General features: G+C 53.8%; 11 protein-coding genes. 5 read left to right on the top strand and 6 right to left on the bottom strand.

Going from position 1 to position 12,073, the window contains the following annotated elements; genetic code table 11:
* From folK to JFC11_RS10315, 5 genes are all read left to right on the top strand, one after another.
* Complete coding sequence (gene folK / locus JFC11_RS10295; protein ID WP_038480739.1) at positions 1-522, top strand: 2-amino-4-hydroxy-6-hydroxymethyldihydropteridine diphosphokinase; 522 nt, start codon at positions 1-3, stop codon at positions 520-522.
* A gap of 135 nt (positions 523-657) precedes the next feature.
* Positions 658-1,449 (top strand): 3-methyl-2-oxobutanoate hydroxymethyltransferase, encoded by a 792-nt coding sequence (gene panB, locus JFC11_RS10300; protein WP_095604443.1) that lies wholly within the window; start codon positions 658-660, stop codon positions 1,447-1,449.
* Positions 1,450-1,478: 29 nt separating this feature from the next.
* A complete protein-coding gene (panC, locus tag JFC11_RS10305) occupies positions 1,479-2,348 on the top strand; it encodes a pantoate--beta-alanine ligase (RefSeq protein ID WP_198349513.1) in 870 nt (289 codons plus the stop codon).
* A gap of 26 nt (positions 2,349-2,374) precedes the next feature.
* Positions 2,375-2,755, top strand: coding sequence for an aspartate 1-decarboxylase (gene panD, locus JFC11_RS10310; protein WP_038480729.1), 381 nt, complete (start codon positions 2,375-2,377; stop codon positions 2,753-2,755).
* A gap of 208 nt (positions 2,756-2,963) precedes the next feature.
* Positions 2,964-4,142: an acetyl-CoA C-acetyltransferase gene (locus tag JFC11_RS10315; protein ID WP_030074109.1), complete on the top strand. Its 1,179-nt coding sequence runs from the start codon at positions 2,964-2,966 to the stop codon at positions 4,140-4,142.
* Between the two features lie 86 nt (positions 4,143-4,228).
* Here JFC11_RS10315 and JFC11_RS10320 read toward each other — a convergent pair whose 3' ends face one another.
* The 6 genes from JFC11_RS10320 to infB all read right to left on the bottom strand — a co-directional run bounded on the left by JFC11_RS10320 (position 4,229) and on the right by infB (position 12,073).
* Positions 4,229-5,398, bottom strand: a complete 1,170-nt coding sequence (locus tag JFC11_RS10320; RefSeq protein WP_038480722.1) for an MFS transporter — start codon at positions 5,396-5,398, stop codon at positions 4,229-4,231.
* 88 nt (positions 5,399-5,486) lie between these two features.
* Positions 5,487-7,649, bottom strand: a complete 2,163-nt coding sequence (pnp, locus tag JFC11_RS10325; RefSeq protein WP_038480720.1) for a polyribonucleotide nucleotidyltransferase — start codon at positions 7,647-7,649, stop codon at positions 5,487-5,489.
* A gap of 137 nt (positions 7,650-7,786) precedes the next feature.
* A complete protein-coding gene (gene rpsO / locus JFC11_RS10330) occupies positions 7,787-8,056 on the bottom strand; it encodes a 30S ribosomal protein S15 (RefSeq protein WP_009723734.1) in 270 nt (89 codons plus the stop codon).
* A 119-nt stretch (positions 8,057-8,175) separates the two neighbouring features.
* The gene (gene truB / locus JFC11_RS10335; protein ID WP_198349514.1) at positions 8,176-9,096 is read right to left on the bottom strand and encodes a tRNA pseudouridine(55) synthase TruB; all 921 of its coding nucleotides are present in this window, start codon (positions 9,094-9,096) and stop codon (positions 8,176-8,178) included.
* Positions 9,096-9,512: a 30S ribosome-binding factor RbfA gene (gene rbfA, locus JFC11_RS10340; RefSeq protein ID WP_038480714.1), complete on the bottom strand. Its 417-nt coding sequence runs from the start codon at positions 9,510-9,512 to the stop codon at positions 9,096-9,098. Before rbfA ends, truB begins: the two co-directional genes overlap by 1 nt.
* Positions 9,513-9,529: 17 nt before the next feature.
* Complete coding sequence (gene infB / locus JFC11_RS10345; RefSeq protein ID WP_038480711.1) at positions 9,530-12,073, bottom strand: translation initiation factor IF-2; 2,544 nt, start codon at positions 12,071-12,073, stop codon at positions 9,530-9,532.

A 12,073-nucleotide genomic window follows, 5' to 3' on the forward strand; every position in this document is an offset into this window, starting at 1 on the left:
ATGTCACTTGCTTATATTGGTCTAGGTAGCAATCTGGATGACCCCGTCAGCCACATTCGCCAAGCCCTACGAGAACTGGACACACTGCCTCTTTGCCAGTTGGTGGCCCAGTCGTCCCTATACGCTACACGGCCAATAGGGCCACAGGACCAGCCTGACTTCATTAACGCCGTGGCCGCCCTTGAAACTACGCTTTCTCCGCTGGCACTACTGGACCAGCTTCAAGGGCTAGAGCAACGCCACCGCCGTCGGCGATTGCGCCACTGGGGGCCGCGCACGCTGGATTTAGATCTGCTGCTTTACAATCAAGACACGATCGCGCGCCCTAGGCTTCAGGTTCCTCATCCCCATATGCATGAACGCGCCTTTGTATTAGCGCCTCTTGAAGAACTGGTGTCTGCTACTCAATTAGAGCCAATAGTGCTTTATCAACAGCCGCTTGCTGAGTGGCTGAAGCAGCTTGAGCAAAGTGGGATACAACGGTTAGACAATCCAAATGCTACCGTGACTGCTACCGTCTGACACAAATCTCGACACCAAGCCCCCATTCAGGTAACAATTGCCAGTTACGCCACTTCACGCTTGCAAGGATGCAACGTTAATAATGGTCGGCTGCCCACGTTGCATCGGCCCACTTAGAAACTACGAGAGCACGCCATGAAAACCGTCACCCTGAGCACTCTGCAGGCGTATAAGCGCGCCGGCGAAACGTTCAGTTGCCTGACCGCTTACGATGCCTCTTTTGCCCATGCCGCCAGCGCTGCAGGCGTTGATGTTCTGCTAGTCGGCGATTCCCTAGGCATGGTCTTACAAGGGCACACTAGTACGCTTCCCGTGACTATGGAAGATATTTGCTACCACACACGCTGCACGGCGCGTGGTAAAGGCCATAGCCTGTTGATGGTGGACTTGCCGTTTATGAGCAACGCCACTACAGAGCGCATGCTAGAAGATTCTGCCGCATTGATGCGTGCTGGCGCTGAACTGGTAAAAGTCGAAGGCGAAGCATGGATGGCCGACGGTATCCGTGAGATGACCCGCCGCGGCGTTCCGGTATGCGCCCACCTTGGGTTAACACCGCAAACGGTCTACCAGCTAGGTGGTTATAAAGTGCAAGGCCGCGAAGCCGCCCAGGCCGAACAAATTATCAATGATGCCAAAGTGCTCGTTGAGGCAGGTGCTTCCGTGATTTTGCTGGAGTGTGTACCAGCCAGTCTTGGCAAAGCGGTAACTGAAGCCTTAGACGTCCCAGTGATTGGTATCGGCGCAGGCCCTGATACCGATGGCCAAATTCTAGTCATGCACGACGTGCTAGGCGTTACTCATGGCCGCACGCCGCGCTTCGTCAAGAATTTCATGGCTGATGCTGAAAGCATTCAAAGCGCATTTGCACACTACCATGAAGCGGTTAAAACCCGTATTTTCCCAGCCGCTGAGCACTGTTTTTAAGCGCCAACTGGAACGACCACGGCCCCTTTATGCGCACTTTACGAGATATCAACGAATTACGTAGCACGCTCCGCGAATACCGCCAGCGTGGCCAACGCATTGCCTTAGTGCCCACCATGGGCAACCTGCATCAAGGCCACTTGGCGCTTGTGGCCAATGCTCGTCAGCACGCTGACGTCGTCATTTCAAGCCTGTTCGTGAACCCAATGCAGTTCGGTCCCGGGGAAGACCTGGACGCCTACCCACGGACGCTCGAGGCAGACCAAGCGCAGTTGACCGATGCTGGCTGCGATATTCTCTTCGCCCCCACCGTCAGCGCGCTTTACCCCAATGGCCTGGCTGCCCAGACTCTCGTGCATGTCCCCGACGTAGGTGAAGGGTTGTGCGGAGGCTCGCGCCCTGGGCACTTTGATGGCGTTTCTACCGTGGTCAGCATGCTATTTAATCTGGTGCAGCCGGATGTAGCTTGCTTCGGTGAAAAAGATTACCAGCAACTTGCGGTCATTCGTAAGCTGGTGAGTGATCTACACATGCCTATCGAGATTATCGGCGTACCGATTGTGCGCGCTGATGACGGCCTAGCGCTCTCCTCTCGTAATGGTTATTTAAGTGCGTCTGAGCGCGCAAAAGCCCCCATGCTATATCGCACCTTATGCGAGCTACGCGATGCGTTAGAGCGCGGCACCTCCATCGAAGAGGTACTACAACAGGGTAAAACGGCACTGTATGATGCTGGCTTTACGCCTGACTACCTTGAGCTACGTGACGCAACGCTTGCTCCTGTGAGCAGCTCGACACGCAGTGCCGTGCTACTAGCAGCGGCTAAGCTAGGCCCCGCTCGACTTATTGACAACATCAGCGTGCAGCTCCCAGACGCTGCCACTGACACTAGCGCGTAAGCTAGTTTCGCTATTTAGGAGTTTCTATGCACACGATTATGCTTAAAGCCAAGCTGCATATGGCTCGCGTTACCCACGCGGTACTCAATTACGAAGGTTCCTGTGCTATCGACGGGGAATTGCTGGATATGGCCGGTATTCGCGAAAACGAGCAAATCCAGATCTATAACGTGGAAAACGGCGAGCGCTTCACTACCTACGCGATTCGTGGAGAAGAAGGCTCTCGGCTAATCTCCATCAATGGTGCAGCCGCGCATTTAGCCTCACCGGGGCATCGGATTATTATTTGTAGTTACGCTCACTACTCCGAAGCAGAGCTTGAAAAGCATCAGCCTGCGCTTGTCTATCTGCAAGAAGGCAATCACGTTAGCCACACCAGCAATGCGATTCCTGTCCAATTAGCGTAAGCCAAGCAGTTGAGTAAGCAGCTATTTAACGGGCCGTTTTACGGCCCGTTTTTATTTGCCTAAAAAAGCGTATTGCCGCAATGCACAACCTTCCCCTATGCTGATAGATAAGTTCGACACAACATGCTAACAACAATGGAGAGTCCGCTTCCCCTGAAGCCTCTGTCCTCACTCGGAACGTTGCGTTACTTACCCAAGGAGTCATCATATGCAAGACGTGGTTATTGTCGCCGCTCGCCGCACCGCCGTAGGAAGCTTTGGTGGATCACTCGCTGGCATTCCTGCTAGCGATTTAGGTGCATTGGTTATTAAAGACATTCTCGCCTCTACCGGCGTTGCCCCAGAGCAAATTGATGAAGTGTTGCTAGGCCAAGTGCTGACAGCTGGCGTAGGCCAAAACCCTGCGCGCCAGGCGGCTATCAAAGCTGGTCTGCCTGATGCCGTTCCAGCCATGACGATCAACAAGGTATGCGGCTCAGGCCTCAAGGCCCTGCACTTGGCTACCCAGGCCATCCGTTGCGGTGACGCCAGCGTTATTCTGGCAGGTGGACAGGAAAACATGTCTGCGTCCCCCCACATCCTGCCTAACTCGCGTAACGGTCAGCGCATGGGCGACTGGAAAGCGATTGATTCCATGGTTCACGATGGCCTGTGGGATGCATTCAACAACTATCACATGGGTATTACCGCGGAAAACCTAGCGGAAAAATACAGTATCACTCGCGAAGCGATGGACGAGTTCGCGGCGGCCTCTCAGCAAAAAGCAGCGCAAGCTATCAGAGATGGTAAATTCAAAGGCCAGATCGTTCCTGTGGAAATTCCGCAGCGCAAAGGCGATCCAGTGGTGTTTGATACGGATGAGAACCCACGGGAAGTTACCGCTGAGAAGCTAGGTGGTATGCGCCCCGCGTTCAAGAAAGACGGCACCGTTACCGCCGGTAACGCCTCCTCCTTAAACGATGGCGCTGCAGTGGTGATGCTTTGCTCAGCAGAAAAAGCCAAAGAACTTGGCTTAGAGCCACTGGCGCGTATTGCCGCTTACTCTAACGCTGGCGTTGACCCAGCAATTATGGGCATTGGCCCAGCTCCGGCCACCCGCCGCTGCCTCGAAAAAGCGGGCTGGAGCCTGGACGACCTTGACCTAGTAGAAGCTAACGAAGCATTCGCTGCTCAAGCGCTTTCAGTCAACAAAGAGTTGGGCTGGGATGTCAGCAAAGTGAACGTGAATGGCGGTGCTATTGCACTAGGCCACCCGATCGGTGCTTCTGGCTGTCGTATTTTGGTTAGCTTACTGCATGAAATGATTGCGCGTGATGCTAAGAAAGGCCTAGCCACCCTGTGTATCGGCGGCGGCCAAGGCGTCGCACTGGCGATTGAGCGCCCTTAACCACTTTTTCAATACGGTTAAACGTCATGCCCCCGCTACTTAGCGGGGGCATTTTTGTTAGCTTATTTTTACGGCTTTTTTAAGGACTAGCGACGCTTCTCCCCTACAATGCTCGAAGGCGTTCGCCATACCAGTAAAGCCCCGAGCAAAAACAGCACTGATGCCGCCCACATAGCAATCGGCAGGCTAGTGCCATCAACGATACGTCCACCAAACATGGCTCCTAAACCAATTGACATATTAAAGGTAAAGGCCATCAGCGCGGTAGCAGCCTCGGTATTAGGTGCCGTACGTATAATCCAGGTTTGAATACTTACTGATACGCTGCCAAAAACAGCCCCCCATACCATTAGCAGCAGTACGCCGCTGGTAGGTTGAACTCCCAGTAGCGGGAAAATAGCCACAACTAACAGTAACAAGCTAGGAATGGCCAGCACCGCCCGATAAGGGTGACGCCCAGCAAAGATACCTGCCGCGATATTACCTAAAATCCCGGCCGCCCCATATAGCAACAACAAACTGCCAACATGACGCTGAGCCACGCCACTAATCTCCTGCAGAATGGGGCTAATAAAGGTATAAGCAGCAAAGTGCCCAATTACGACAAAGCCAGTGGTTAACACCGCGACACGCACGCCGCGATTGCTAAACTGCTGCGCTAACATACGCAACCGTACCGGCTCTCTTGGCGGCAGTGGCGGTAGCCAACACCATAGTGCAATGGAGGTTAAAAGACTCAGCCCTCCTAGCGCACCAAACGCCACCCGCCAGTTGCTCAGGTCCCCAAGCAGCGTGCCTAACGGCACCCCCAATACTGACGCAGCGGCCACACCACCGAAAATAATCGTCATGGCCTTGGCAACTTGATCGCTGGGCACCAGCCTTGGGGCAATACTGCCCGCAATGGCCCAAAACCCACCGATACTAATGCCCACCAACACACGGGCTGCCAGTAGTAACCCAAAATTGCTGGCCACTGCTGAAAGCGCGCTGCCAATCACCATCACAATCATCATCACCGTGAGCATAATGCGTCTATCTAGACGGCCTACCGCGACCGGCAACAGAGGCGCTGAGAAAGCGGCAACAACTCCCGGCACGGTCACCATAAGGCCCGCCATACCTGGTGTGACACCCATTGACGACGCCACCTGGGACAATAACCCTATAGGCAGTTGCTCAGCTGTCACCAATAAAAAAATGCCGATCATCACGGCCACTACCGCCCACCAACGCGGCGCTTGCTCCTTCTCCATGTTCTCTTCTCTTTTCCTATACTGCCTATAAAACGACACCGCCCCCGCAACTGAAAGCTGCGGGGGCGGCCGTTACGTCTACATCGCTTTAGTTAGCGACGTCCGCCTCGGCAGCGGCAAAAGCTGCTTTCTCTTCCTCGGTGATCTCTTTGATTGAGAGTTTCACACGATTGCGGTTGTCGATATCCAATACTTTCACAATCACATCATCGCCTTCATTTAAGAAGTCGCGCACGTTGTTAACGCGCTCGGCAACAATTTGCGATATGTGAACCAAGCCGTCGGTACCCGGCATGATATTAACGAAAGCGCCAAAGTCCGCAATGCGAACTACTTTACCGTTATAAAGCTTACCAATTTCCGCCTCTGCGGTAATTGCCAGCACGGTATCGATCGCTTTTTTGGCTGCGGCTTTATCTTCGGCGTAGATGCGCACGGTGCCATCATCATCTAGATCAATAGAAGCGCCGGTATCTTCGCAAATTTTACGAATCGTCGCGCCGCCTTTACCGATCACATCACGAATCTTGTCCGGATCAATTTTGATTGTCGCCATAGACGGAGCATTCTCCGACACATCGGTACGACTTTGACTGATCACGTCGTTCATCTGAGCAAGGATACTGAGGCGAGCATCATGAGCCTGCTGCAGCGCTTTCTCCATGATCTCTTCATTGATGCCTTCAATCTTAATGTCCATCTGTAGAGCAGTAACGCCCTCTTCAGAACCGGCAACTTTGAAGTCCATATCGCCCAGGTGATCTTCGTCACCCAGGATATCGGTCAATACCGCATAGCCGTCTTCATCTTTCACCAAGCCCATGGCAATACCTGCCACCGGTGCTTTTAATGGTACACCAGCATCCATCAGCGCGAGCGAGGAGCCGCACACTGACGCCATGGAGCTAGAACCGTTAGATTCGGTGATTTCCGATACCACACGGATGGTATAGGGGAAAACGTCTTCTGACGGCAGCATCGCTTGAACGCCACGGCGTGCTAAACGGCCATGGCCAATTTCGCGACGCTTCGGGCCGCCCATAAAGCCGGCTTCACCAACACAGTAAGGAGGGAAGTTGTAGTGCAGCATAAAGCGGTCTTTACGCTCACCTTCCAGGGACTCGATCAGCTGCGAATCGCGCAGGGTGCCCAAGGTAGCAATGGCGATGGCCTGAGTTTCACCACGGGTAAATACTGCCGAACCGTGTGTCTTAGGCAGTACACCCACCTCAATCGCTAGAGGACGTACAGTGGCATTGTCGCGTCCATCGATACGGGGCTCGCCTTTTACGACACGAGAGCGTACAACGCGCTTTTCAAGGCCAGCAAACGCACCTTTCACGTCATCTTTGCTGAACTTACCTTCTACTTCTTCGCCTTCAGCAGTGGCCAACTGTGCAACCGCTTCATCTTTCAGCGCTGACAGCGCATCTTGACGAGCCATTTTGTCAGTAATGCGATAAGCATCACCTACCTTGGCTTCAAAGGCATCGGCCATGGCCGTTTTCAGTGCTACATTTTCTTGAGCAGGCTGCCAATCCCAACGCGGTTTGCCAGCTTCAGCGACCAGCTCTTTAATCGCGCTAACGGCTACCTGCATTTCTTGGTGACCAAACAGCACGGCACCAAGCATTTCGTCTTCAAGCAGTTCCTGAGCTTCCGACTCCACCATCAATACGGCGTTTTCGGTACCGGCAACAACCATGTCCAGCTCTGAGGTAGTCAGCTCTTCAACGGTTGGGTTTAGGAAGTAGCCCTGCTCTTCATTAAAGCCCACGCGTGCCGCGCCAATCGGGCCGTTGAACGGCACACCAGCAATACCCAGCGCTGCCGAGGTGCCCAGTAGGGCTGCGATATCAGGGTCATGATTACGATCAGTCGACAGAACAGTACAGATAACCTGCACTTCGTTCATAAACCCTTTAGGAAATAGCGGACGGATCGGACGATCAATCAGACGTGAGGTAAGGGTTTCTTTCTCAGTAGGACGCCCTTCGCGCTTAAAGAAGCCGCCGGGGATCTTGCCCACTGCGTAGGTTTTCTCTTGGTAGTGTACCGAGAGTGGGAAGAAAGGCTGATTGGGGTTTGCTTCTTTTTTAGCCACAACCGTACACAGTACGACGGTTTCATCCATGGTCACCATAACGGCGCCAGTGGCTTGGCGAGCAATACGCCCAGTTTCTAGGGTGACGGTGCTACGACCGTATTGAAACGTTTTTTTTACCGGATTCACGGCGACTTCCTTTAACATTAATATCTACTTGTCTTTTCGCTTGGGTCGTTTTGACTCGCCACCATTCTAGGCGCTGTGGCGCCATACGGCTACCAGAAACAAAAAAACGGGCAGCCCACAAGGGGCTGCCCGTTTTTGATCGTTGCCGTTAACGCTTAACGACGCAGACCTAAACGCTGAATCAGAGACTGATAGCGTTCAAAATCTTTACGCTTCAGGTAATCCAACAGCTTACGACGCTGGTTTACCATGCGGATCAGACCACGACGAGAGTGGTGATCCTGCTTGTTGGTTTTGAAGTGGTCCTGCAGGCCATTGATGTTGGCGCTCAGCAGTGCAACCTGAACTTCAGGGGAACCGGTATCGTTATCGCCGCGGCCGTATTCGTTGACGATCTCGGCCTTCTTCTCAGCGGTTAATGCCATCTGTCTCTCCAGTAAGCAATATGCCTAAAATTGAATGGGTGAGACCACGCATATTTGCAGTCTCATGCAACTATCTTCACGTACAATTTTCGCGCAAATCGCTACGTCCTTGCAACGCTTTACGAGATAGCGACGGTACTTAACAGCCGCTTGGGAGCTACTTCCTGCGCCCCTTTTACAACGCCAAGGCCGATAAACGTCTCAGCGTAATAAAGTCTTGCCAGCGTATCAGGCTCAAGCACACCAATGGCTAAACTAGCCGATTGGCCGTGTGCAAGACGCCCGTAAGCCGTTTCATCCACCGTCAGCGACGGCAAATGATCGACCAGCACATCCGCAGGCATTAGTTCAGCCTCGCGGGTGGCTTGATCTGCCAGCGCTTCAAGGCCCTCCAGTGTCCACATTGCATCGCCGGTAAAGGGCCCCGTTTTGAGCCTTCTCAACTGGCTAATGTGGGCACCACAGCCCAGCGCATGACCAATATCTTCAGCCAAGGTGCGAATATACGTGCCTTTGCTGCAGCTGACTTCAATCTCAAAGGCAGTGCCCTCGAAAGCAAGCAGCCGCGCATCATACACGCTTACTCGCCGCGCTGCACGCTCAACGTGCTTACCCTCACGGGCAAGCTCATACAGCTTTTTGCCTTGATGCTTCAATGCCGAATACATCGGCGGCACTTGGTCAATCTCGCCGTGAAAGCGAGCTAGGACTGACTCGACATCCCCAGCCGTTAAGCGGGGGACCTCTCGCCGTTCAATGACCGTGCCTTCGGCATCACCGGTGTCTGTAATCACACCCAGTTCTACACGGGTGCGATACATCTTGTCGGCTTCTAACAGGTGCGCGGAAAACTTAGTAGCTTCCCCAAGGCAAATAGGTAACAAGCCTGTTGCCATAGGGTCCAGCGTGCCGGTATGACCGGCTTTTTGCGCCTCAAACAGACGACGCACACGCTGCAGCGCATGGTTGCTGGAAATACCCTTAGGCTTATCCAGCAGCAATACGCCATTAACCGGCAATCCGCGACGGCGACGTGCCATTAGCGCGTCTCCTCACCATTGTCATTGTCGCTTCCCTCTTCATCATCCTGCTGGCGTGCGCGGTCAGTTGAAACCGCTTCGTCGATCAGTGACGAGAGGTGCTGGCCACGTACCACGCTTTCATCGTAATGAAAGCGCAGTTCAGGTACGTGACGCAGCTTAATACGCTTGGCAATTTGGCTCCTTAGAAAGCCTCCAGCGCGCTTTAGCACCTGCAGGTTTTCTTTGATACGCGCGGGATCTTGCTCACCCAATAAGGTGACATAGATATCGGCGTAGCCAAGATCACGGCTAACGGTCGCGCCGCTCACCGTTATCATGCCCAAACGCGGGTCTTTTACTTCGCGCTGGATCAGTACTGCCAGCTCCTTTTGGAGCTGGTCAGCAACTCGGTCGGTACGCTTAAATTCGCGCATGATTGCTCCTCGCGGCCTTACAGGCTGCGCTCGACCTTCACTTGGTCAAAGACTTCGATCTTATCGTTGACCTGAACATCGTTGTAGTTCTTCACGCCGATGCCGCATTCCATGCCGTTACGCACTTCTTGAACGTCATCTTTGAAGCGGCGCAGCGACTCGAGCTCGCCTTCGTAAATCACAACGTTGTCACGCAGTACACGGATACGTTTGCTGCGCGATACGGTGCCTTCGACAACCATACAGCCAGCCACTGCACCAATTTTCGGTGCGCGGAACACATCGCGTACTTCGGCCACGCCCACGATCTCTTCTTTCCACTCGGGAGCAAGCATACCGCTCATCGCCTGCTTAACCTCATCGATCAGCTGGTAAATAACGCTGTAGTAGCGCAGATCCAGACCTTCACGTTCGATGATTTCACGAGCAGCCGCATCAGCACGGACGTTGAAGCCAACGACGATGGCCTCAGAAGCAAGCGCCAAGTTGGCATCAGTACCGGTGATACCGCCAACACCCGAAGAGACCACGGCGACTTCAACTTCACCGGTGGAGAGTTCTTCCAAGGCGCCTTTGATAGCTTCCAGCGAACCTTGAACGTCAGCTTTCAGAACGATGTTGACCTTGGCCACTTCGTCTTGACCCATCTGGCTGAACATGTTCTCCAGCTTGGCCTTCTGCTGACGTGCCAGGCGCACTTCGCGGTATTTGCCTTGACGGAAGTTAGCCACTTCACGGGCTTTCTTCTCATCGGCAACGACCATGAAGTCATCACCTGCGTCCGGCGTGCCATCCAAACCTTGGATTTCGACCGGCATAGCAGGACCAGCGGTATCCACTTGCTTGCCCAGCTCATTGGTAAGCGCACGAACGCGGCCGTAATGCAGACCAGCAAGAACGATATCGCCTTTCTTCAGCGTGCCGTTTTGTACCAGAACAGTGGCTACCGGACCGCGACCTTTATCAAGGCGCGATTCAACAACAACGCCTTTACCAGGTGCGGAAGGTACAGCCGTCAATTCAAGTACTTCTGACACAAGCTGAATAGCTTCCAACAGCTCTTCGATGCCATCGCCAGTCTTCGCAGAAACGTGCACAAACTGGGTGTCACCACCCCATTCCTCTGAAATCACGCCATGCTGCGAGAGCTCATTACGAATGCGGTCCAGATCGATGCCCTGCTTGTCGATCTTGTTCACCGCCACCACCATGGGTACTTCAGCAGCTTTGGAGTGTTCGATCGCTTCAATCGTCTGGGGCATTACGCCGTCGTCAGCAGCAACAACCAGGATAACGACGTCAGTCGCTTTAGCACCACGGGCACGCATTGCGGTAAACGCCGCGTGGCCAGGGGTATCCAGGAAGGTAACGCCGCCGTGGTTGTCTTCCACGTGGTAAGCACCGATGTGCTGGGTAATACCGCCCGCTTCGCCAGTGGCGACTTTCGCGCGACGGATATAATCCAACAGCGATGTTTTACCGTGGTCAACGTGGCCCATAACAGTGACCACCGGTGAACGAGTAATCTCTTCGCCTTCGTAGGAGATGCCTTCCAGCATTTCCGTTTCCAGCGCATCGTCCTTCACTAGCTTGACCTTGTGGCCCATCTCTTCCACAACGATAGCCGCAGTATCCTGGTCAATCGTTTGGTTGATGGTCACGGCCGCGCCCATGTTGAACATGGCCTTGATCACTTCATTGGCCTTGATCGACATTTTGTCGGCCAGCTCAGCAACGCTGATGGACTCAGGAATCGAGACTTCACGGACGATCGGCTGAGTCGGCTTTTGGAAAGCATGCTTGCCGTTGCCACTCTGGCTGGCACCACCACGACGACCGCCGCGACGCTCGGCACGTTTGACTTTCTTACCGCCACCACCGCGCTTACGTTCTTCGCGGTCGCCACGGTCCTCATCGTCACTACGGCCTTTTTTCTTAGCCGCTGCCTTTTTAGGCGGCGCTGTACGACGATCCGTGCGGCCTTCTTTCGGCGGCGCAGGCGGCAAATCATCAGGTGCCGGGGTATCGTCGATTTGCAGCTCAGGCACAGCGATATCGGGCACTTCAGCCGCTTTTGCCTTGGCTTTCTCTTCCTCGGCTTTACGTGCAGCATCTTCCGCTGCTTTCGCTTTAGCCGCTGCCGCCTTCTCTTCAGCTTCGCGGATATCGCGAGCTTTACGCTCGGCTTCCGCTTCTGCCATATCGCCTACCAGCTGACGCGGACCAGAATGCTTAGGCTCAGGCGCTTTCGGCTTATCGTCTTCGGCGCTCTTAACGTACGTTTTCTTCTTACGCACCTGCACTTCGATCGTTTTGCCACGTTCGCCCGTTTTAATACGGCTACGGGTTTTACGCGTCAACGTAATGCGGTTTTTGCTAGCATCGCTGTCACCGCCGCCATGGCTTTTTTTCAAAAAGCTTAGCAGCGTTTGCTTATCGTCTTCAGACACGGCGTCACTTTCTGACGCATGTTTTAAACCAGCTTCTTTCATCTGTTCCAATAGGCGGGGCACATCACGGCCCACCTTTACTGCAAAATCTTTAACTGTCATATCCGACAT

This window comes from Vreelandella alkaliphila (genome assembly GCF_016107625.1).
GTDB classification, from domain to species: domain Bacteria; phylum Pseudomonadota; class Gammaproteobacteria; order Pseudomonadales; family Halomonadaceae; genus Vreelandella; species Vreelandella alkaliphila.